Source organism: Bacteroidetes bacterium GWF2_43_63 (assembly GCA_001769275.1).
Taxonomy (GTDB): domain Bacteria; phylum Bacteroidota; class Bacteroidia; order Bacteroidales; family DTU049; genus GWF2-43-63.
In genome coordinates this window covers 19,625-42,514 of the sequence record MEOQ01000020.1, presented here as the reverse complement: position 1 = coordinate 42,514, position 22,890 = coordinate 19,625, and the positions used below count along the sequence as shown (strand labels likewise).

Annotated in this window: 21 protein-coding genes; 10 read left to right on the top strand and 11 right to left on the bottom strand. The window is 43.0% G+C overall.

From position 1 onward, the window contains the following. Window positions 1–4: 4 nt before the first annotated feature. Entirely contained in the window at window positions 5–1,282 is a 1,278-nt protein-coding gene (locus A2W93_13620; GenBank protein OFY55028.1) for a sulfate adenylyltransferase, read from the top strand. A gap of 364 nt (window positions 1,283–1,646) precedes the next feature. Here the strand turns inward: A2W93_13620 and A2W93_13615 are convergent, their stop codons facing one another. Next, window positions 1,647–2,507, bottom strand: coding sequence for a hypothetical protein (locus A2W93_13615; GenBank protein ID OFY55027.1), 861 nt, complete (start codon window positions 2,505–2,507; stop codon window positions 1,647–1,649). A gap of 284 nt (window positions 2,508–2,791) precedes the next feature. On the opposite strand from A2W93_13615, the gene A2W93_13610 reads away from it, so the two are divergent. From A2W93_13610 to A2W93_13595, 4 genes are all read left to right on the top strand, one after another. Beyond that, window positions 2,792–5,179 carry a hypothetical protein gene (locus A2W93_13610; GenBank protein OFY55026.1) on the top strand — a complete coding sequence of 796 codons (2,388 nt, stop codon included), beginning with the start codon at window positions 2,792–2,794 and terminating at the stop codon, window positions 5,177–5,179. A gap of 12 nt (window positions 5,180–5,191) precedes the next feature. Next, window positions 5,192–5,929 carry a hypothetical protein gene (locus A2W93_13605; GenBank protein OFY55025.1) on the top strand — a complete coding sequence of 246 codons (738 nt, stop codon included), beginning with the start codon at window positions 5,192–5,194 and terminating at the stop codon, window positions 5,927–5,929. 156 nt (window positions 5,930–6,085) lie between these two features. Beyond that, window positions 6,086–7,909: a hypothetical protein gene (locus A2W93_13600; GenBank protein OFY55024.1), complete on the top strand. Its 1,824-nt coding sequence runs from the start codon at window positions 6,086–6,088 to the stop codon at window positions 7,907–7,909. A 9-nt stretch (window positions 7,910–7,918) separates the two neighbouring features. Beyond that, complete coding sequence (locus A2W93_13595; protein OFY55023.1) at window positions 7,919–9,013, top strand: redox-regulated ATPase YchF; 1,095 nt, start codon at window positions 7,919–7,921, stop codon at window positions 9,011–9,013. Here the strand turns inward: A2W93_13595 and A2W93_13590 are convergent. Further along, window positions 9,003–9,212 (bottom strand): hypothetical protein, encoded by a 210-nt coding sequence (locus tag A2W93_13590; protein OFY55022.1) that lies wholly within the window; start codon window positions 9,210–9,212, stop codon window positions 9,003–9,005. The genes A2W93_13595 and A2W93_13590 overlap by 11 nt on opposite strands. Here A2W93_13590 and A2W93_13585 point away from each other — a divergent pair. Then, window positions 9,211–9,516: a hypothetical protein gene (locus A2W93_13585; GenBank protein ID OFY55021.1), complete on the top strand. Its 306-nt coding sequence runs from the start codon at window positions 9,211–9,213 to the stop codon at window positions 9,514–9,516. The two genes, A2W93_13590 and A2W93_13585, sit on opposite strands and share 2 nt — an antisense overlap. 9 nt (window positions 9,517–9,525) lie before the next feature. Here A2W93_13585 and A2W93_13580 read toward each other — a convergent pair whose 3' ends face one another. Further along, window positions 9,526–10,617: a hypothetical protein gene (locus A2W93_13580; GenBank protein ID OFY55085.1), complete on the bottom strand. Its 1,092-nt coding sequence runs from the start codon at window positions 10,615–10,617 to the stop codon at window positions 9,526–9,528. A gap of 33 nt (window positions 10,618–10,650) precedes the next feature. On the opposite strand from A2W93_13580, the gene A2W93_13575 reads away from it, so the two are divergent. Next, window positions 10,651–10,881: a hypothetical protein gene (locus A2W93_13575; protein ID OFY55020.1), complete on the top strand. Its 231-nt coding sequence runs from the start codon at window positions 10,651–10,653 to the stop codon at window positions 10,879–10,881. A gap of 28 nt (window positions 10,882–10,909) precedes the next feature. Here A2W93_13575 and A2W93_13570 read toward each other — a convergent pair whose 3' ends face one another. From A2W93_13570 to A2W93_13535, 8 genes are all read right to left on the bottom strand, one after another. Then, window positions 10,910–12,193 (bottom strand): hypothetical protein, encoded by a 1,284-nt coding sequence (locus A2W93_13570; GenBank protein ID OFY55019.1) that lies wholly within the window; start codon window positions 12,191–12,193, stop codon window positions 10,910–10,912. A gap of 176 nt (window positions 12,194–12,369) precedes the next feature. Continuing rightward, on the bottom strand, window positions 12,370–13,596 hold the full coding sequence (locus A2W93_13565; protein OFY55018.1) for a hypothetical protein: 1,227 nt from the start codon (window positions 13,594–13,596) through the stop codon (window positions 12,370–12,372). Continuing rightward, the gene (locus A2W93_13560) at window positions 13,589–14,701 is read right to left on the bottom strand and encodes a hypothetical protein (GenBank protein ID OFY55017.1); all 1,113 of its coding nucleotides are present in this window, start codon (window positions 14,699–14,701) and stop codon (window positions 13,589–13,591) included. Before A2W93_13560 ends, A2W93_13565 begins: the two co-directional genes overlap by 8 nt. Next, a complete protein-coding gene (locus A2W93_13555; GenBank protein ID OFY55016.1) occupies window positions 14,694–15,260 on the bottom strand; it encodes a hypothetical protein in 567 nt (188 codons plus the stop codon). The genes A2W93_13560 and A2W93_13555 overlap by 8 nt, the downstream gene beginning before the upstream one ends. Before the next feature lie 10 nt (window positions 15,261–15,270). After that, a complete protein-coding gene (locus tag A2W93_13550; GenBank protein OFY55015.1) occupies window positions 15,271–15,984 on the bottom strand; it encodes a hypothetical protein in 714 nt (237 codons plus the stop codon). A gap of 287 nt (window positions 15,985–16,271) precedes the next feature. Next, a complete protein-coding gene (locus tag A2W93_13545; GenBank protein OFY55014.1) occupies window positions 16,272–16,820 on the bottom strand; it encodes a hypothetical protein in 549 nt (182 codons plus the stop codon). After that, the gene (locus A2W93_13540; GenBank protein ID OFY55013.1) at window positions 16,804–18,417 is read right to left on the bottom strand and encodes a hypothetical protein; all 1,614 of its coding nucleotides are present in this window, start codon (window positions 18,415–18,417) and stop codon (window positions 16,804–16,806) included. Before A2W93_13540 ends, A2W93_13545 begins: the two co-directional genes overlap by 17 nt. Next, entirely contained in the window at window positions 18,398–19,447 is a 1,050-nt protein-coding gene (locus A2W93_13535; GenBank protein ID OFY55012.1) for a hypothetical protein, read from the bottom strand. The genes A2W93_13540 and A2W93_13535 overlap by 20 nt, the downstream gene beginning before the upstream one ends. Window positions 19,448–19,820: 373 nt before the next feature. Between A2W93_13535 and A2W93_13530 the strand changes: the two genes are divergently transcribed. From A2W93_13530 to A2W93_13520, 3 genes are all read left to right on the top strand, one after another. After that, a complete protein-coding gene (locus A2W93_13530; GenBank protein OFY55011.1) occupies window positions 19,821–20,033 on the top strand; it encodes a hypothetical protein in 213 nt (70 codons plus the stop codon). A gap of 128 nt (window positions 20,034–20,161) precedes the next feature. Then, window positions 20,162–21,544, top strand: a complete 1,383-nt coding sequence (locus A2W93_13525; GenBank protein OFY55010.1) for an aminopeptidase — start codon at window positions 20,162–20,164, stop codon at window positions 21,542–21,544. Next, the gene (locus A2W93_13520) at window positions 21,544–22,815 is read left to right on the top strand and encodes a hypothetical protein (protein OFY55009.1); all 1,272 of its coding nucleotides are present in this window, start codon (window positions 21,544–21,546) and stop codon (window positions 22,813–22,815) included. The genes A2W93_13525 and A2W93_13520 overlap by 1 nt, the downstream gene beginning before the upstream one ends. Window positions 22,816–22,890 lie beyond the last annotated feature (75 nt).

Here is a 22,890-nt window from a genome sequence, read left to right as displayed (position 1 = left end):
TATCATGAACGAAGAATTTAATAGCGACGAATATTTCAACATGGAATTGCTGCGGTTTACAACCGCGGGTAGTGTCGATGATGGAAAAAGTACACTCATTGGACGTTTACTGTACGATTCGAAGGCGATTTTCGAAGATCAGTACGAAGCAGTGAAATCCGCCTCCGAAAAAAGAGGAGAGGAGTATGTCAATCTGGCCCTTCTCACCGACGGGCTGAGAGCTGAGCGCGAGCAGGGCATTACCATCGATGTAGCATATCGCTATTTCAGCACTCCGAAGCGTAAGTTTATTATTGCGGACACTCCGGGTCATATTCAGTACACACGCAACATGGTCACTGGCGCTTCTACGGCAAACCTGGCGCTTATTCTGGTTGACGCCCGCAAAGGCATTCTTGAGCAGACACGACGTCATGCTTTCATTGCTTCATTGTTGCGTATTCCGCACGTTATTTTTTGTATTAATAAAATGGATCTGGTTGATTATAGCAAGGACGTATACGACAAGATTCTTGAAGATTTCAAACACTTCAGTTCCAAACTCGAAATAAACGATATTCGTTTTGTTCCAATCTCTGCCTTAAAAGGAGACAACATTGTCGATCGGTCAGAAAACATGAACTGGTATCAGGGCCCTACGTTGTTGTATATGCTTGAAACTATTCATATTGCATCGGACTATGATCTCATTAATTGTCGTTTTCCGGTTCAGTATGTTATCCGTCCTTTTTCAGATGAATACCATGATTATCGTGGCTATGCCGGTCGGATTTCCGGTGGAGTTTTCAAGCCCGGTGACAAAATTATGGCACTACCATCAGGCTTTACAACTACAATAAAAAGAATTGATACGTTTGAAGGCCCGGTTGAAGAAGCTTTTCCTCCACAATCGGTTACGCTGATACTGGAAGATGAAATTGATATTAGCCGCGGCGATATGATTGTTCGCGAAAACAATGTGCCGCAGGTAGGTCAGGACCTCGATGTTATGATGGTTTGGATGAATGAGAAAGCATTGAAAATCGGTGGCAAATATGGACTTAAGCACACTTCAAAAGACTTGCGATGCCTTGTGAAGGAAGTGAAGTATAAAGTTGATATCAATACGCTTCACCGTAATATTGAAGACAAGAATATCGGCCTGAACGAAATCGCTCGTGTAAGTCTGCGTACGACTCAGCCTGTCTTTTATGACAAATACCGTCTGAACAGAATTACCGGCAGCGTCATCCTTATTGACGAAGGAACCAATGAAACCGTTGGTGCGGGGATGATTATTTAGGTGGCCAGTTGCCAGTTGTCAGCTCTGAGAGGGAGTTGGGATTATTTTTTTATTGTTGTCAGGTCGCTTCACGGGGCGTTTTATTGAGCTTCCGGAACGCTGTACCGGGTTAACAGTTGTTGTGCTCTAAGTGCTATTGGAGCTTTTCTATAGGTTTTTCACTCGGGGTAATTGATTTTGAACTGCGGAGTTTATTCCCTCTGGGGCGGAGCAGTTCCTTCAAAGGAGTTTTTTTAATTGTTTTTGAGCTTCGCTCCTTAACCTCAACCTTGGTCTTAACCTTTTTCTTGATCTTGACCTCAGTTTCTTAAAACAAAAAAAGCCGGCTAATGCCGGCTTTTTTTGTAATAGGATCTTCTATGACTTAGAAGTGGAAATACATCATCAGAGCTGCAGAAGGCATCAGGGTCTGGCCAACGCCATTGTCAACCTGGAAGCCCATTGCGCTGCCACCGTTTGCACCTTCGTTTGTTTCTTCTTCAGGAGCAACTGCTGCTGCATCCCAGTTTTCAACTGTAACTGAGCCGCGTGGGTTGGTAGTCATACCAAAGCCCCAACCGAATTCAGCTGCAATAGAAATTTTCGGAGCGAAGAAATACTCAATACCGGCGAAACCACGGAGACCAAAAGTAATGGCCATGCCGCTGCTTTGATCAAGAGTACGGCCAGCAAGAGCTGAACCGTCACCGTTGGTGTAACCATTGGTGATTGATTCGTTGTTCATTTCAACACCCCAGGTGTTATGAGTTGAGTTGCTCATGAATCCAAGGAGGAGTTCACCACCATAGAATCCCTGAACGCGGTTGTGACCACGACGGAATTCCAAACCGCCACCAAGAATGATGTTTGTAGCTCCTACTTTGTTGACGTCTTCCAGTTCGCCCCACTGTGTCGGATCGAGCGGGTTTGCAGTGATGTCGAAAGGATCGTCATAATAGGTTTTTGTTGTAGCAGAGCCACTGTTGATGGCCAGTTTTCCACGAATTGCTTTTGTGTCGTCCAGGAAATACTTACCAACGAGAACCTGATTGTAACCTGTAACATAACCAGGATGCTGAGCAGTTGTGCCGGCGTTGGTCATGATGTCAGCTGCGTTCAGGAAAAAGTCAACAACGGGAACAGCATTGAAACCAATTACATAGTCACCGGTTTCAGGAAGAATGGTAAAACCTTTCTTGCTTACAAGTTCCTGTCCGTTAACCATGACAATGATTCCGAAAACCATTGTTAAAGAGATGAGGATTTTTTTCATAACAGTCGTTTTTAGTTTAGACTTTGTTCGTTCTTAATGTTGCAAATTTACAATATTATTCCCAAATTTTCATCGTTAAGATGTGAATTATTTATCAACCAACGATTCTTGATATCTCAGGGAATATTCGTGAATCAGGTAATGTTTTGTAAATCAGCAACGGTTTTGATTCGAGTCGGTTGTACGCATGATACATATCACAGTGTTTCGTTTTCTTGTATATTTGTGACTAATTTTGCAATTACAAATCGAATTTAATGAAAAAATACATATTTACTATCCTGATAGTCCTCGCACATATTTCTTTTGCCCAAAATGGCGTTGTTCGCGGTGTTGTGCGTGATGAAAAAACAAATCAGCCGGTTCCTTTTGCCAATGTCGTTATTCAAAATACTACCGTGGGTTCCGTGACCGATTTTGATGGGAACTTTGTTATTACCGGAATATCAACAGGTTTTGTGAAGCTGCAAGTGTCCTCGGTCGGTTATTCTTCAAAAATAACCCCTGAACTGATGGTGACAAACTCCAATGAATCTTATATTGAAATTTTCATTTCGGAGAATATTACCACCCTAAGCGGAGTCACTGTGACTGCCAAAACCTTCGAAAGAAACATCGAAAGTCCAGTGGCTTTGCAAACAATCGGCATCAGCGAAATTGAGAAAAACCCGGGCGGAAACCGCGATATTTCGAAAATTGTTCAGTCTTTTCCGGGAGTTGGTCAAACGCCTGCTCAGCGTAATGATTTGATAGTTAGGGGCGGAGGCGCCAACGAAAATCGTTTTTTCATCGACGGTATCGAATTTCCCAACTTGAATCATTTTGCCACGCAGGGCGCTTCGGGCGGGCCGGCAAGTATCATCAATGCCGACTTTATTCGCGAAGCAAAGTTTTATACCGGTTCTTTTCAGACCAATACAGGAAATGCCATGAGCTCTGTTCTTGATATGAGTTTAATTACTCCCAGCAAGGATAAAGCGGTACATCGCTTTGCTGTTGGTGCTTCAGATCTTGCTTTGTCATACAACGGGCCGCTGACCGAAAATACCGGATTGCTCATAAGCTACCGACGCTCTTATTTGCAGTTTCTGTTTTCGGCCATTGGGTTGCCTTTTCTGCCGACATACAACGATTATTTGATAAAAACCAAAACAACACTCAAAAACTCCGACGAAATAACGTTCATCAGTCTTGGTGCATACGATGTGAATCGGTTGAATCTAAAGCAAAATGAAACTGAAGAACAACGGTACATTTTGTCGTATCTGCCCGAAACCAATCAATGGAATTACACTATTGGTGCGACTTACCGCCATTTCAAGAAAAACGGTTATATCAATTACATCTTGTCGCGCAATATGTTCCGGAATTCCTCCTACAAATATCAGGATAATGTTGAGACCGATTCATTGAAAATCCAGGATTATACTTCGGATGAAATTGAGAACAAATTCCGTTTTGAAAATGTATTTTTTACCAAAGGTTGGCGCTGGCTCACCGGGGCTTCGGCCGAATACGACAAGTATTCAAATACTACTTTTCAGAAGTTCTTTACTGCAGGAAATCCCCTGACCCTTAACTACAGCTCGGAGCTCACTTTTTTCAGATTCGCTGCATTTGGCCAGGTGAGCGGTAAACTGATGAACAGCCGCCTTGGAGTAAATATTGGCTTGAGAACGGATGCCAACACGTACGATTCAGAGATGCTGAATCCGTTGAACCAGCTTTCTCCCCGACTGAGTCTCAATTACAGTCTGACTGAGCGCTGGTATGCCACTTTGTCGGCGGCTCGTTATACTCAATTGCCGGCCTATACCACACTTGGCTATCGCGATGGAGGCGTGTTGGTTAACAAAGAAAATAATCTTTCGGCCATCGGCGTTACACATTATATCGCCGGCGTTGAGTTTAATCCGGATGCGGATAGCAAATTCACGATGGAAGCTTTTTATAAAGGATACAACAAGTATCCGGTCTCTCTGCGCGATTCTATAAGTCTTGCGAATAAAGGCGGCGACTTTGGTGTAGTGGGTGACGAACCGGTTCAATCGTCGGGAAAGGGACGTGCATTTGGCTTTGAGGTTCAGTATCGGCGCAAAGTTGTAGATAAATTAAACATGCTGTTTACATACACTTTTGTGCGCAGCGAATTTTCCGGCCTGGACGGTAACTTTATCCCTTCGGCCTGGGATGCGCGCCACATAATAAACGTGCTTGGCAGCAAAAATTTCAAACGACACTGGACTCTTGGAATAAAATGGAAATTTTCTGGAGGTGCTCCTTACACTCCTTATGATGAATACACGTCATCGCTGGTGCAGGCCTGGGAAGCACAAGGACGGCCCTATCTCGATTTCGATGCTTACAACACGCTTCGGTTCAAACCATTTCATCAGCTCGATGTGCGCGTGGACAAAGAATACTTTTTTGATAAATGGAGTCTGACTATATATATGGATATTCAAAATGCATATAGTTTCAAAGCGCAGTCGCAGGATATTTTTCTCCCTGCTTCCGATGCGTCCGGGAATTATATAATTACCAACCCGTCAGATCCGGTTGCATTGCAGCGCTATGAAATGAAGAGAATTGAAAATGCTTCGGGAACACTTTTGCCAACGGTCGGTATTATTGTTGAATTTTAAACTGAAAAACCCATGAAAAAGATCATATTTTTATCCGTGATTTCAGTCTTAGTATTCACTTCTTGTCGTCATTCCGACAGGCGAGATACTGAACCGGTGCAGATGGTCACCAACGTAAAAGGCGTTGGACAGACATTCGAAATTTCTTTTCAGAAAGGCAGGGAATTCAGTCATCCTGTAATTGCTTTGTGGCTCGAAACATCAGAAGGAGATTACATTCAGACTTTGTATATAAGCAAATCGGTGGCAACCGGATATTTTCAGCATGGCGATACGAAAAGCGGGAAATGGTCTCCAGGCCCTCGCCGCAGGCCTGCCACGGTGCCTTACTGGTCGCACAAGCGCAATGTAATTGAGTCCGATGGACTTTATGTTCCCACCGCAGCAACATCCATTGCCGATGCCTACACAGGGCCAACACCACTTAACAATTTTGTATTGAAATCGAAAAGTGATTCAACGCTGAAACAATCAGTTCGGGTATTTCTTGAAATCAATCAGGCGTTCGACTTCAACAGAAGCTGGACTACAACCCGTTTTCCGGATGATGCTTATTATGCAACCTCTGGTCAGCCTTCGCTGGTATATGCTTCTGAGGCCATTGATCTGAAATCTCCGGCTGAAAAATACGAATTGAAACTCATCGGACATGGCCATCATTCAGGTGCCTCCGGTGAACTTTTTTCAGATGTATCCGGACATTCAACTGCGCTGGAGATTGTAAAAGAGGTGGTGGTGAAGGTGAAGTGAACTCTTTCTGCAGCGGGTGCAGCGAGCGGTGATTAGTGAGCTATGCTGGATATGATAAGAAGCTTTTTTTGCATTCATCCCTGACATCAAAAATCACATATCTCAAATCCTTGTTCTTAAATCATTTCTTCCTAACTTTGCATCTCAATCTGAATCATGCGAATATTTCGAGGCCTGTTTGTTCTTTTGTTTTTCCCGGTGCTGCTCTCAGCACAGGAACACAAGCACGATTCTCTGACCCGCGATACGCTTCTGGTCCATTTCACAACGCTGTCGCCCGATTTTTTTCTAACTGAAGATTCTGTTGAGTTCACTGCAGATCTGAAATCCTTTACCGGCTTAAATCCCTTGAATGCATTAACGTGGACTGCCAGCAACGGTAGTATGGGCGCGCCTTATCAGCTACTGTGGTTCCCGGAACATGTCGATGAACTTCACCCTGATTTTTTTGCTTTTTTTCACCGGCCCGATGAATATCTTTTTTTCAGAGAAAATATTCCGATTTTTTTAGACACTCTGCCATTTTCAGTTGCGTCCTATTCCAACGGTTATAAACGTGAGCAGTATTTCGATTTCTTACACTCACAGCCACTGACTGATTCATGGCGGCTGACGCTCAATTACCGGCTTATCAATTCGCCCGGAGCATATAAGAATCAGAAGAACAGTCTGAGCAATTTTTTTGCTGTCACCTCATTTACGACGAAATCGAAAGTGTATCATCTCAATGCTGGTTTCATTCTTAACCGTATTTACCAGCAGGAAAACGGCGGCGTAAAGTATAACTACGAATTTATCGATACTACGGTCTATGACCGGGCTCTGACCGAAATAAATCTGTTGTCGGCTCAAAACCGTTTTCGCCAGAACGATTATTTTGTGACCAACGAAATTCGCTTTGGCGGAAAGAAGGACGGCGACCATCGTTTATTTCTTCAGCATACTTTCAATCTGCGCCGCGAGCGGCATATCTATTCCGACAGCTTCGATCCCGACAGCAGTTATTATACTGCATGGACAGCGGCTGCAACCGCCGACAGCGTTAACCATTATGCATTCGAAAACACGTTGATGGTTGGAAATCGGCATTCTAAGCTGCTTCGCTGGCATGCTGGCGTTTTTATTTCGGATGACCATCTGTATAACGCCGGCTCTGATACTGTACTTTCTCAGAAAATCCTGAAAAGTGGACTGTCGGTGAATTTGATAAAAGGGCACTTACTGGTGGCAAACGCGTCGGTTGAATTTGAGTCTGAGGGAATCAGCGATCACGATCTGCATATTGAATTTGTTAGTAACGATTCCCTGAAATGGCGGCCATACCTTCGTTTCAGCTATTGTTTGATTAGCCCTCAGATTTACTATTTCAAATATCACGGTAATCACATTAGCTGGAATCATAACTGGAATCAGACAAAAACATTGATGGGCGTTGGTGGTCTTGATTTTGGCGGACTCAGCATTTCCGGATATTTCGCACAGTTTTCCGATTACATGTATTTCAACGGAACATCGTTTGCTCAAGGGGGCGAAGGATCTGCTGCCGGGCTGAAATTGGCTGCTGATGTGGAGTTTGGAAGATTTCGATTAACTGGCATTGCAGGTGTTCAGGATGTTGGTCATGCGAATTATATTAATCTTCCGCCATGGTTTGCCAAAGCTGAAATTGCGATGCGAAACAGTGTTTTCAAAAAGGCGCTTACCCTGCAGACCGGTCTCAGCGCGTGGATCAATGGTGCTTATTTTGCCGACGCATACAATCCTGCTCTTCAGATTTTTTATATGCAGCGCGATATTAAAACAGGCGGCTTCGTTTATCCGACTGTGTTTGTTCGGGCTCAGATTAAGCGGGCGGTTGTTTTTGCAGAGCTTGCAAATTTTACGGCCGGATTCACTAAGGTGAATTACTGGCAAATACCCGGATATCCGCTCCAAGACAGGGCTTTCCGGTTTGGCGTTACATGGAGTTTTTTAAATTAAACAATTGATATGGCATTGAAAGTAGGAATCGTAGGATTGACCAATTGCGGCAAAACAACAATATTCAATTGCATTTCGGATGCAAAAGCCGAAGTTAGCACATTTGCATTCAGCACCACCAAGAGCAATCTGGGAACGGCTCACGTTCACGATCCGCGCTTGTATGAACTGGATAAACTCATCAAAGCCGACAAAGTTATTCCGGCAACAATCGAACTGGTCGATATCCCGGGATTGGCCAAGGGAGCAGGGCAGGGCGAAGGCATCGGTAATTCATTTCTGAACGATGTGCGTAATGTCGATGCACTGATTCATGTGGTGCGTTGCTTCGACGATCCCTTGTTGCCTCATATGGACGGCAGTATTGATCCCGTTCGCGATAAAGAAAATCTTGATTTCGAATTGCAGGTTAAAGACCTTGAACAGATCGATCGCAAATTGCAGAAAGTGGAAAAAGCTTTCAAAACCGGCGACAAATCAGTAAAGCCGGCGTTCGACAGTCTTGTGAAATTTAAAACCCAGATTGAAAATCTTGGCAACATCCGTTCGCTTGATCTTACCGATGATGATATGAAAGTGATTCGCGAACTTTTTCTGCTGACCGCAAAACCTGTGATGTATGTCTGTAATGTCGATGATGCATCGGCTTCGGCTGGCAATGCCTATTCTGCGAAATTTACAGAAGCAGTAAAAGACGAAAACACCGAAGTGATCATTGTTGCAGGCCGCGCCGAAGCTGAGATTGCGGAGTTGGACGAGACCGACCGCGTTGATTTTTTGAAGGATCTTAATCTTACCGAACCTGGTGTTCGCCGCATTACGCGCGCTGCCTATTCGTTGCTGAATCTGATTTCGTTTTTCACCGTAGGTGGTATTGAAAACCGCGCATGGAGCGTGCCGCGCAATACTCCTGCACCTCAGGCTGCGGGCGCAATTCACAGCGATCTCGAACGTGGTTTTATCCGCGCCGAAGTGATAGCCTACAACGACATGATTCAGTATAAAACCGAGGTTGCCTGCAAAGACGCCGGCAAAATGCGCGTTGAAGGAAAAACCTACATCGTCCAGGACGGCGATATTCTGCACATTCGTTTCAATGTTTAACTTTAATGCTAATTGCTGTCATCCTGAGTCCCACCGCTGTCACACTGAGCCCCGCCGCTGTCATGCTGAGCGGAGTCGAAGTATGAACAGCGGGGTAAACTCCATCGAAGAGTCGACAGAAGGACATACTCAATCGAAACAGCGGGGTAAACTTCATTGAAGATTTGAAAGCAATTATTGAAATCACAATCAATCCCATGCAATCAACCACATTCAGTATATTCGAAGTCCTCATGCTCCTCTGCTTTGCATGCAGCTGGCCAATTTCAATCATGAAAGGTCTTCGTACCAAAATAGTCATCGGCAAAAGCCCCATTTTTCTTATTCTGCTCATCATCGGCTATGCCATGGGCATCACCCACAAGGTGCTTTACCACTACGATATCGTTACTTACCTGTATGCTTTTAATATGTGCCTTGTTGCAATCGACCTTGTAATTTATTTCCGCTACATCGGCGACAACAAGCGCCAGCTGGAGTTGAAGAAGGCGGAGATTGAATAGTTGTGACGTTTATTTTACTTGACCATATAATGTCATCAAATATTCGCGTAATTCGTAAATGCCTTTGATCGTTTTTTCATCGGCGGCATTGGCCACAACGATGATGGCCAGGTCTTTTTCTCTCATAATCCACGTGTGGCAATAAAACGTTCCGGCAGACCCGTCGTGAGTAGAAATGTGCTGTCCGTCTTTCTCCCCCCATCCCCAACCCATGGCATATTCCGGAGACCCGTAATGAATGAATTCCAGTGTACTTTGCGAAAGAAAACTTTCTTTGCCTCGCAGACCCCTCAGGTTTTGCTGAATGAACAAGGCATAATCGTGCACGGTCATATTTATATCGCCTGCTGATGCAATCATCGGATCCAGTTTATATGGATTTTCCGGCGGTGTGGCTGTCTGAATTCCGCTGCTCTTCTCATGTCCCCAGGGTTGATTTGTGTTCACCAGATTGGGCCACGAAAAAGCAGGATCAATATTAAGCTTTGTTTTGAGTGTTTCGGTTACGAGTGTTTCCCAGCTTTTCCCGGATACTTTTTCCAACATGGCTGTAGCAATTGCATAACCTGCGTTTGAATATATATAGCGTTTGCCTTTTAATTTGACCGGCTTTTGCTGCAGCAACCACTGACTGAAAGCCAATCTTCGTTCACCCGTCGATCCTTCGAAAACAGGTAGTTTGGTAAACTCGTTTCCGTTGGTAAATGGCTGAATGCGGGCCCGGTGCGACAATAAATCCTGTAAGGTGATTTTTGAATATTCTTTTCTGCTTTGCTTTTCCCATTCCGGAAACAGATCAAACACTCTTGTTGTCCATTGTATTTTTCTTTCTTCAACAAGCGTCCCTGCTATGAAGCTGGTAATGGCTTTGGTATTCGATCCTAAATGAAAGCGGTCATCAGGCCCTGCCGAATCGGTTGTATTGACTTTTCGCACACCCATTGTTTTTTCCAGCAAAATGCTGTCGCAGCGGATTACCGCAAATCCAATTGCAGGAATATTGTTTGCTTGTCTGATAGAATCGGCTGTTCCTGCAATGTCCTGCGAATACGCAACGCAAGATAAAACGAAACAGAATATTAGAAGTAGTGATGATCTCATTTTTTTGTTGATTTTTGAATAAGACTCAATCATATGGCTTTTTGTTACATCACCATCAGCCTTAATGGCCTGATATTTACAAACTGTTCACGCACCACTATGTTGGCGCGCGTCTGCCCGCTTGCAACGATTTACATGAGCGTCACATTTGTTCGTATTTCACAACTTGCCTTTCGTATCTCGTCCGCCGCGGCCGATTCGTATTTTGCTCGCCGCTCACCGATTTATCACGTTTCACGTGAAGGTGCTCAACCTCAACCTTAGTCTTAACCTCAGCTTTAACCTTAACTGGCTACTGACTACTGATAAGCATCTTATCAACTCTCTTCCCGTCCATATCCATGATCTCAAAACGGAAGCCGGCTGCGTGAAACACGTCTCCTGCTGATGGAATTTTATTAAGTTTCACCATCGCATACCCGCCAAGGGTGTTGATTCCACTAAGCAATTCTTCTTCGCCGGATGGAACTTTTACATTGAGCTTTTCAGCAAGCTCGCTCCACAACATTGCTCCATCAGCAAGCCAGGAGCCATCTTCGCGCTGAATGAGTTCGGGTTCATACACATCATCCAGCAACGGGAGATCACCCATAATATTTTCAATCAGGTCATGCAAAGTCACAATCCCCGACATGGTTCCATATTCATCTACAACAACACCAAAGTGATTTTTCAAACGCTGAAAAAGATCAATGACTCGTATCGCCAGCATTTGTTCAGGAATAAAAACCGGGTCTGTAATCAAATCATTGAGCAGCACGATTTTTTTTGAAATATACTGCGTGTGAATATCGCGCACCGAAACTACACCGGCGATGTTGTCGATGGTTTTATCGATGACGAGCAATCTTGAAAACACTGTTTTCTCAGCTGCTTCAAGGATCTCTTCCACAGACGCTTTCAGATCGATATAATCAATATCACGTCGTTGCGTCATTACCTGCGAAGCTTTTTTATCGCCGAACCGTAATACCTCATTCATGAGTACGGATTCTTCCTTATTAAAAACGCCGCTCTCAGAACCAATTTTCAGCATAAACCGCAACTCTTCATCGGTAACGGGAGGCTCATTTCGGTTTTTTACTCCGGCTAGTTTGAGTATAAGTTTTGTGGAAACTGAAAGCAGCATCACAACTGGATACATCACGCGCCGCAGCAGATTCATGGGAGGCGAAAGAAATATTGCAATTGGTTCGGCATTGTTCATAGCCAGCGACTTCGGCACCAGCTCTCCGATAATCAACGACAAATAGGTGATTAGGCCAATAACAATCAACATGGAAAGTGTCGGCGCATAGTTCTCCAATCCATGAATGGATGCAATATGCGGAGCCAGATCATCGGCAAAGGAAATACCGCTGAGTGCCCCATTGACAATTCCAATGAGCGTGATTCCAACTTGAATGGCAGAGAACATTTTGTCGGGGTCGTTCAGCAATTTTAGTGCGGTTTTTGCACCGTTGCTTCCTCTCGAAGCCCGCTCCTGCAAACGTGCACGCCGCGACGACACCATGGCGATTTCAAACATGGCAAACACGCCGTTAAGCAGCAACAACAATAAAATGATAAAGGCCATTCAGATGTTTTATACCACAAAAATACGAATTCTGCGCGATTGAATCCGTTCGGAGTAGTCTAAACAGAATAAACTATTGAGGATGTCTCAAAACAACCTGATTTTTTTGAAACATCCTAAGTCATATATTAATAAAGGCTCCGCCGATCGATGTCCATGCCGCATGCCATTTGCGCCTACCGCCCTGCAACCATATTATTCAGCGGACTCTTATACAATCGCTTGTATTCATCGCCGCTGTAGTCCTTGTAAATAAAGTACAAAACTCCGTTCGAAACACAAAGCTTTTCGATGTGCGGATATCCTTTGAATGAAAAATACTGGATCATTTTACCGGTATTGATATCTATCTCAATCAGGCTATTGAGGCCATTTCTGATTTCGCGCCCGTAATATCTCCCCGTTTCAGCATCAAAATAAATTTCTTTCCGGAGCTTGTTTTTATCACCGTATTGCATGTCGGTTTCACTCAGCAAATTCCCCTGCAAATCGAAATACTGGATTTTCCATGAAATGAAATTGAATGCAACAATGTCGTTTTCTTTGAAGAAAATAGGAATCTGAACCGGTTTGTAAACAATCATTTCTTCGAATCGCTGATCGAATTCATTGCCGTCAAAATACGGCCCCATAGCCATCCTATCATAGGAAGCTTCATCTATGAATTCGAGAAATAATCGGGCGCTGTCGTCGGGAAGCTGTTTTATAAAGTAGCCTACGCCCTGATTTCTGAAATAATAATACTGCAGCACAAGGCTGTCTCCAACCGAATGTGTCCAGTGTTCCCGTGCTGCGTACACATGTTTTGATTCAAACGATTCAGAAAAACTGATGCGGTTATTGTCCGTGAATAATTGATAAGCATAGTTTTTCTGCGCTATATAAATAGCTCCTTCAGGATCGCGGTATAAATCGCCGGTTTCGGAAAGCGACTCTGAATCTATGATGCGGCCGTTCAGATCGGTGTAAAGAAGTACAGACTGATTTAGTTTTCGCTGAAAAAATGCGCACATGAAAATTTTGCCATCGCAAATTTCATAATCATGAACAAACAATGGTGTATCGGGAAGCAGCGCTATGATTGGCTTTGAATAAATATCGATGCCGTTCTTCAGAAACGCAAAATCATTCAGAAAGATATTGGGATTTTTTTGCAACTCAGTTGCAGAAATTATTTTCTGCTCGTAGCTGATATGCCTGATTACAATTTGTGAGCAGCCGTTGACATCGAAACTGTATTGTCCTTTCGCATCCGAAACTTCACCAACATTTTCGCCCTCACAAAAAATATGAACGCCTGAAACCGGCATTCCGTCAGCATCTTTAATGGTTCCACTGATTGTCTGTGCGGTGGCCATCAGCCCGAAGCTGAGCAGAAATCCGGTGATAAGCCATTTAATCATCAAACTCTTTTTGCAACAACTCCTGTGCTTCTTCGGTATAATCTCCGTGCGATCTTTCTATTTTTCTCAACAGCGTTTTTGCTTTGCTTCGTTCTCCGGTAAGCAGGTATATGCGCGCTGTGTACCAGTCTGCATCGGATGCAAAAGCCATGAAGGTTGTGTTTTTTGTCTTATCAAAATAGCTCAGGGCTTGCGTGTAATTGCCTTGCTGATAGGAGCAATATCCGAGATAGAAAAGTGCGTTTTCGTCTGCCGGCCTTTGAATAAGCAGTTTTTTGAATTGATACTCCGCCACTGGAAAATTCCCTTCTTTGACTTTTACTACTGCATCACTAACAAAAGTTTTATAGGGAATCGTATCCATTGCTACGGATGCGGCCATTTCCTTTTTCTCTTCATGATTGCTGAATCGGGTGTCCAGGCTTCCGGTGGTTGATGTAACAGTGGTTTGAGGAATGTCAGCATTTAGCGCATCGTAATCCAAAAATCGGTATTGATTTATCCAGATATATGGCAATGCATCGGTGAATTCATCAACAGCATCTGCTTTCACTTTCTTAGCCTGCAACGGATTCATGCGGTTTGTCGACTCCATATCTTTGTCGCCGGCCATCATCTGATCTGCTTCAAGATCGTTGTCTTCGATAGAATAGAACCCCAGATTTTCGCTTCTGTCATATACTACAGGCATTTGATTTTCCGATTCGCCAGAAATAGTCTGTTCAGGCGTGGTTTTTCCAGTCGATTCTTCGGCCAAAGCCGGTTCCTGTAATAAGTCTTCACTGTTGTTAACTTCTTCTGCGGGAGCTACTGTTTGAGTTGTTTTTTCTTGTTGAGCCAGTTCTTGTTTGTCGTTGTTGAAATTGAATGGTATGGTTACAGCTGCCACAGTAATTATGGCAACCGAAGAGAGCGTTCCTATGGCAAGTTTGCCTGCGGCAGGCAGCACACTCCACGATTTTCCGAAGAGGAACAGATTGAACTGTAGTTTTTTCTTCCACCACCGCGACTGTGCGCCGGGGAACTGGGCCCAGCCCTCCTGAGCATCTCTCAGGAAAGGATCGTCCTCTTGTTCCGGGGGCGATGTGTAAGTCTTGTTATTCATTTCCGGTGCTGATTAATATGTTTCGTAAATTTCTTTTACCGTTCTGTATATGGCTCTTGATCTCTTTCCAGCTATATCCCGTTTTATCGCTGATTTCATTGTACGAAAGATTATCAAGATAGAACATTTGTATGCACATCTGCTGATCGTTTTTCAAAGCCGCGATGGCACTCTGCAGTTGCTCGATCGGAAGCTCAATTCTTTCTTCATCCTCTTCTTCTCCGGCCAGACCAAATGCCACTTTGTCGATGGAGCATACTATTGGTTTCACTTTGCGGAGCTTCATCAGACATTCGTTTTTCGCGTAGGTATAAAGCCAGGGTTTGAATGTCCGTATCTCGTAATTGCCCAGAGTTTCGAGCAGGTTTTTAAAAATGGTCATGGTGGTATCGGCTGCTTCATCTTCGTCTTTCAGATATTTCAGACATACCCCCATGACCAGTCTTGCGTATCTGTCGAACAGAACACCAATGACGGAGGGATTGCCATTTTCGGCAAAGCTTGCAACCAGTTCCTCGTCCGGCATGTTTTTATTTGTTCTGTTTAACAGAAATTGCATATTTCAGTTTTTAATAACCACCATTTCTTAGTCTTTCCGATTCCTGAGCAGCCAGCCATTCAAAATAACTTTGTGTTTCAATAACAACTACACCACCCGTGAAATCACCGTATTTGGCCGGTACACCACCAGTATAAACCTGCATTTTGCCAATAGCGATAGAAGGACATAATGCAGAGGGATTAAGCATCCGCATACCATCGATAATGTAAAGTGCATCACCAGAGCGGGAGCCTCGAAAATAAATTTCGTCACCGTTGTCACTCACCTGTATGTCACTTGTTGTGGCAGCCAATAATAAATTGATGTTGTCATTATTGGCCATCACCATAATTTCTTCGGCGCCGAGCGATTTCATTCCGGTTTTTTCAGGATCAATAATCTGATCTGGGAAAATATCAACACCTCCGATAATAATACCGGGCATGAGTTCAATATTGTTGACGAAAGTAATTTTATCCTGCTCTACTTTGACATTTGCCAATTGTTTTTCGCCGTAACCTAACATTGTAAAAGTAACAACATATGTTCCAGGTGGCACAGGTTTAATTGTGAAGTTGCCGTCGAAATCAGTGACTCCGCCAATCATATTTTCCCCATACTTTACGTATGCATTGGCTACTGGGATAGGAGCTTTTGTTTCGGCGTCAATCAGCGTCCCTTTAATGGTGCCGCCGGCCTGTGAAAAAACAGGGCTTATGGTGGCGATGCTCAGCACGAGCATAATGGCTAAAGATAGAATTTGTGTTTTCATGACTCGGTTAATTTGTCATTCAAGATGCTGTGCTGAGGTTTTTCCACACTTCTGAAGTGTAAAAATAGCAATTTTTTGACGAAAGGTCGGTTTTGGTCAGTTTACGGTCGGAATAGTGCAGCCAACGGCGCGGGCGCAGGGCATAATGCACAGCTCTCATAGCGCGGATTTGTAATCCGTGCTATGGGTTCACAGTCACGGATTACAAATCCGCGCCAGTGAAAGTATTGTCACGATTGTCACGTGCAACGAAAAAATCAGTTTTTAAGCGGTATCGCATATTCGATGCCGAAGCGGAAAACCGGATTGGCGTAAGGAGAATAAATGGTGTAATTCAAATCGTACAGCAGCATGATAACCGAACTTAAGCGTTCTGAAAAATATTCGCGGTAGCCCACTCCTACTAATAGACCTTCGCTGACAATCTGCTGATTCTGATAAGTTGGTGCGTTATAAATATTGGTATTATATGTTAGAACCTGATATTCCGCATGCACGAAAACCGGCTTCAGCGGCTGTATGCGCAAGAATGCACGACCTCCGAAGACATCAAGACTCGAATTGTAATATCTGGAATGTTGATACTGATAAGTCCCGCCAATGCCAACACTCACTATGTTCGACAAGTGGTATCCAAAAAGCGGAGAAACTTCAATATTGGTTTCATTTCCAAATGCCAGCCCCAGCGAGCCTCCGGTGAATAAATGATTTTTCAGTCCGCTGCCGATTTCATCGTTCTGTGCAGTTGTATTAAGCGCTGCGAGCGTGATTAGAAGGGCAAAGATGTATTTAAGGTTTGTACTCATAGTTTTGTGATGTGAATTTTGTTTCTCCGCAGGTCACCTCGCAGCTGATAGTTACAGGCTTTTTAAAAACGGCCGGGTCAATAAAAAATTGTACCAAATTAGCTCCGGCAATCGTTTTATCATCGGCTTTCCATTGAATTTTTGCGTCAGGGCAGGGAAGTGTTGCAGTAAGAAAAACGCCTTTAGTGCTTGAAGGATTGCTCCTGTAAATGTGTGTAGTATTTCCCAACAACATTTTCACTGCAATTGCAATTTCCGAATTCGTTAGAAAAGGGCCGCGTACACTGTCGTTCTCATCGGCAAGCGAATAAAATATTTCCGAGGATGGACCTTTGGCAAAGAATGGTACAAGCGTGTTTGAGTGATTGGTGCTGTAATATTTATATTCTGGCAGCTTGCCTTTGCCATTGTTCGCCGGCAGTACAAATGTTGCTCCGCCGCTTCCATGGCCCCAGAGGTAGCCGCATTCGTGATCGTTGGTTACAATAATTAAAGTCTCATCAAGAATTCCTTTTGCACCAAGCCATTGCTGCACTGAGTCAACGGTGTTGTAAAACCAGCTGTATTCTTCGATCATACGCGGAAGATCGTTGTCGTGATTGGCCCAGTCGATGGCGCCACCTTCAATCATCAGGATAAAACCGTCAGGATCTGAACTGAGTGTGTTCAGCGCTGCAAGCGACATTTCGGCAAGTGTAGGTATGGTTTGTTTTACCGGAATATCATACGGAACAATGGATTTGCCTTCCCGGGCTTCGGCCAGATTGCCTGAAACGGGCGCCAGCATGAAAAGTTTTTCAGGTGCATTTTTTTCAGAGGCCAGCAAACGGATTTCATTGCGGCTTTCAGTGTATTTCCAGATGTTTTCGGACTTTACTTTGTTCCATGAAACGGTGTCGATGTATTTTGTAAACGGCACCGATACTGCATTTCCGTCGTTGTCGAACCATGGATGTCCGGATCCGCCAACCACATCAAGTGTCCCTGAAAACAGCATCTGGTCGGTTATTTCAGAGAACCCGTGTCTCGATTTTGAATGCGTCGAAAAACCTGCGGGAGTAGCGTGACAAAATGGAACTGAAGTGACAACGCCGGTTTTCTTGCCTTTAGCTTTACCAATTTCCATTATGTTGGTCATCGGATTTCCATCGAGGTTCATGCCGATCATGCTGTTGTGTGTCTTGAAACCCGTTCCCATGGCCGTTGCCGAAGCAGCCGATTCTGTGAAGCCGGCCATGCCGTAGCTGAAGTCCGTCCAGAATTTTTTACTGTTGTAGCAGGTCGCCCCGGTAGATTGCAACGAACCGTTGTAAGTGCTCATGGCCAGCTGCACAGGAAATGAAGCCATGGGGGATTTACCTGAGTCACCATAGAGATAATAATCGGTGCACATTATCTGGTTGTATCCGCCGCCATCGGCAATGAAAATGATGATGTTTTTCGGGGTCTGTTGCTGAGCTGAAGTTGTCAGAAACAGAAAGGAGATCAGTATAAATGTGAGAAAACGCATAAGTGGAAATTTGCAGTAAATGTACTTATTTTCAGAAAAATTCAGACTAAGCAGTATTATGATTTGGTTATTTATTTGCCCATTCATAATAATGTCCTTCACCAATGCAGACGTGAGTGTTGTCTGATAAATCAAAAACTGTTATCAATTCAGATTCTGTGTAGTTGTATTCATAATATTCTTTTTTACTGCCACAAGCAATAAAATCCCCTTCTGCCGAAAGTTTCGGCGAATTGTATTCCAGACCGGCAATTCGTTTTTGCTTTCCGGTTCTTTTGTTACAAATAAAAATACCATTATCTGGATATTCTTTTGAATGAAAAATGTCTAAAATGATGTGAGATTTGTAATACCATGCACACAAAAACCCGTTGCCAGAAATATCAGGGGTGTAATATCCAATCATTCCTGCTTTCTGACTGAATGTTCCGTCATAATGATGAATTCCTGCAATACGATTTTCATGTATAAGAATGAGATTCCCCCGGAAAGTCACCAGCTTTACGCCATTGATTGTTTTTGATTCGGAATACATGAATTCATAATTATCAAAAAACTCTTTTGTTAGTATATATCTCTCACAAGAGTCATCATTCACGTAATATCTGCCATGATCAGTAATTGTATCAGAGACGCAAAAGGTCAAAATTCCCGGAAAACCATAAGTTGAAAATTTCTGCGATTGAAACTCGTGGACATAATATTCATTCACTTGAGGAATGTAATGCCGGCCGTCGGAAAGGCTTATCAGGTGCACTTTTTCAGTGACAACATAGTAATTTGTGGTTGATAAATATGACTGCACCACATTGTTTGAGTCGGTATATTTTCGCTCCTTCAAAACAGAGTCAAGCAGCATGTTTTCCAGGGTAGTAAAAGTCAGCAGCGAATCATTGATTAGTCGGAACGTTTCCGGAACAATTTCTTTATTCAATGCCAGAATCTGTTTGCTTTCCCCGTTTTCAGGATCATAAGTGAAAATGCTTGCACTGTCAGATGAATAGACAAGTATTTCTTTCTTACTATCAGGTCTTGAATCTTCTTTAAAATCTTTACTCGCGCAGCCTATCAAACTGCTAATTTGCAGCAATATAAGTATGGCAATGGTGATTCTCACTGTTAATTAAATTTGTTGTAAAGTTACAAAACCTGACAAACCATATTTGTTTTTAAAAATCGTTAACAGCGCTAGCAAGCCTTGAAATTGTTAATAATTGATTTATACGTAAACGAATGAAAAGGGGGGCAAATACATCAGGCAGGGTTCAACAGAAATATTGATTTGAAAGATAAGTACAGATTCATGCCTACAAATGCTTTCACTTAGCTTGTTTTAAGAGTGATTTGAAGAACAGAAATCGGGTTTTTATTATTAAATTGAGAAAACATCGATAAAACAAAAGATTTAAAAAACATATAAAGAAAATTAGATGTAATATTTTGAATTATCTTTGTAAACCAATGAAAAGGTTTGAAAATTAACAATTTAGTTGGATTATTACCTCAAAAAAAGTATTCAAATGAAAGCGAAAGAGAGTCCAAAGAAAAAAACTGACAAACTGAACAAACTTGAGCGCGCTTACGCAGAGAAACAAATTTCGCACAGCGAATATGAAATGTGGAAAAGGGTTTACATGAACGAAAAGGATGTGGTAGAGGAACCACTGCCAGTTTCACGTAAAAAAAGAAGAAGGCGCGTATAGTTTTCTTAAACAATACTGACCGGAGTCTATGTCTTTACATGGACTCTGGTTTTTTATTTTCTGTCAGTTATCTCGTATATTTTTTGAAATAAATCAGATTATTTATACTTTCGCAAAAACCTTTTCAAATGAAAACCTGTTTTACTTTTCTGCTTGCAGTGTTATTATTGTTTTCACTTTCGGCACAGAACATCACTCCGGAAGTGTTGAAAAAAATTCAGGAAAGCTATAAGGCGTCTGGCCCCGACAAGGCCATGATCAATGCTTTGATGAATAACGACCTTAAGTCACTGACACTCGATTATTCGAATTCGGTGAAACCAGATGGATATTTCAAATATCGTGTGAAAACGGCCGGAATAACGGATCAGAAAAATTCTGGCCGCTGCTGGTTATTTGCCAGCCTGAATGTGTACAGACCTCAGGTTATTGAGAAATACAATCTTTCTGATTTCGAGTTTTCACAGAATTACTTGTTTTTCTATGATCAGCTTGAAAAAGCAAATCTGTTTTTGGAAGGAATTCTTGAAACCGCTGACAAGCCGCTAGACGACAGGCGTGTTGAATGGCTTATGAAAAATGCGATGGGTGATGGTGGCGTCTGGGGCGGATTTGCAAATCTTGTGGACAAATATGGTCTTGTTCCCGCTGAAATTATGCCGGAAACCAAAAGCAGTACTGACACCCGCTACATGTCGTCGGTGCTTACTACATTGCTTCGTCAAAATGCACTGGCATTGCGCGAAGCTTTCAACGCCAAAAAACCGATGGCTGAATTGCAGCAGATGAAAATAAAAATGTTATCGAATATTTACAAAGTGCTTGTTTATAATCTCGGCGAACCCCCGACAGCATTCAAATACCGTTTCATTGACAAGAACAAAACCGCGGGTGAATACAAGGATTACACACCTCTTTCATTCTACAAAGAAACGGTCACTTTTAATGCGACAGATTACATTATGTTTATGGATGATCCCTCCCGTGAATATTACAAGTTGTATGAAATTCAGTACGACCGCAATGTTCAGGAAGGTATAAACTGGAAATACATTAATATCCCTGCTTCGGAAATCAAGCTAATGGCTATTGAGAGTATCAAGAGCAATGAGCCCATGTATTTTTCATGCGATGTAGGCAAGCAGTATGACAAGACTTCGAGCACGCTTGATATAAAGAACTATGATTATGAAAGTGTGTATGGGATTGATTTCTCAATGAACAAGAAGCAGCGGATTCAGACTTTCGAAAGTGGCAGCACGCATGGAATGACTTTGGTCGGCGTTGATGTCGATGCGTCGGAAAAGCCGGTGAAATGGCTGATAGAGAATTCATGGGGCAACATTGGATTCGATGGTGGTCATCTGATTATGACCGATGAGTGGTTTGATGAATACATGTTCCGACTGGTGATAAATAAAAAATATGTTCCGGCCAAAGTGCTGGATGTTCTGAAGCAGAAAGCCATTATGCTGCCGCCATGGGATCCAATGTTTATGGAGGATAAATAATGAAAGACTTCACCGCCTTCGCCGATTTGTTTGTCTGGGCATCACAGAAGATGGCCTCGATAGATATTGACTGGCTGCCGATTGGGGCATTGACAACGATTGTGCTATTGCTGGTTCTATGCGTACTCGCATTGGTGTTTTATTTTATCGGAAAGTTTATTTTGTTCAGAATCATCAGGTCTGTTGTTAAGCGCACCCCTGGCTACTATGACGATGTTTTTGTAAATAGAAAATTTCTCCGGCGTATCAGCTATGTTATTCCGATGATAATTATCTATCAGCTTATCCCTTTTGCGATTCCGCATTATCCCGGATGGATTATTACAGTCAGAAAATTGTCAGAGGTCATTCTGATTCTTTTTATTGTAACGGGCGGTTTTGCCTTGCTGGACAGCTTTTACGAAAAATATCTCAATACTGAAAAGTCGCGTTTCAAGCCGGTTAAAGGCTATTTGCAGGTTGTGAAAATTGTTGCAGGTTTTATCGCTGCCATTCTCATGCTTTCTATTTTGCTTAGCGAAACACCAGGAAATCTTCTTGTCGGTCTTGGTGCTGTTTCTGCTGTACTGCTGTTGGTTTTCAAGGATACCATTCTTGGATTTGTAGCTTCAGTTCAGTTGTCTTCCAACGAAATGATTATGCTTGGCGACTGGATCACTGTTGATAAATTTAAAGCGGACGGCGATGTGGTTGAAATTACCCTTTCCAGTGTGAAGGTGCGCAATTTCGATAACTCCTACACATACGTTCCTACCTATGGAATGTTGACTGATTCTTTCCAAAACTGGCGCGGGATGCAGGAAAGCCCTGGCAGACGAATTAAGCGCGCAGTGAATATTCATGTCAGCAGTGTGCATTTTGTAACAGAAGAAGAATTGCAGAAATACCGGAAGATTGCGTTGATCAGTAATTATATTGGCTCGAAACAGCTGGAGCTCGATGAATACAACAGCATGCAGACCAATGTACCGGATTCTCTGATCAATATTCAGCAGCAGACTAATATTGGAATTTATCGCGTCTACCTGCTCGAATACTTGAAAAGTATACCGACCATTAATCACGAAGAAATTACAATGGTTCGCCAGTTGTCTCCGGCCGACAACGGTATTCCAATTGAGATTTATGCATTCTCGGTTGAAAAGGACTGGGAAAAATATGAAGTTGTCATTGCAGATATTTTCGATCACATTCTGGCTGCCACGCGCTATTTCGACCTTGATATTTTCCAGACAGCTTCAGGTTCCGATATCCGCAACCTGAACAGGTAATTGAGTTCTTTGTTGTAGCAATTTCGCAATGAAGGTCTTGTGTCTTTATTTCGTGATTTTCCTGTGAGAAAAATT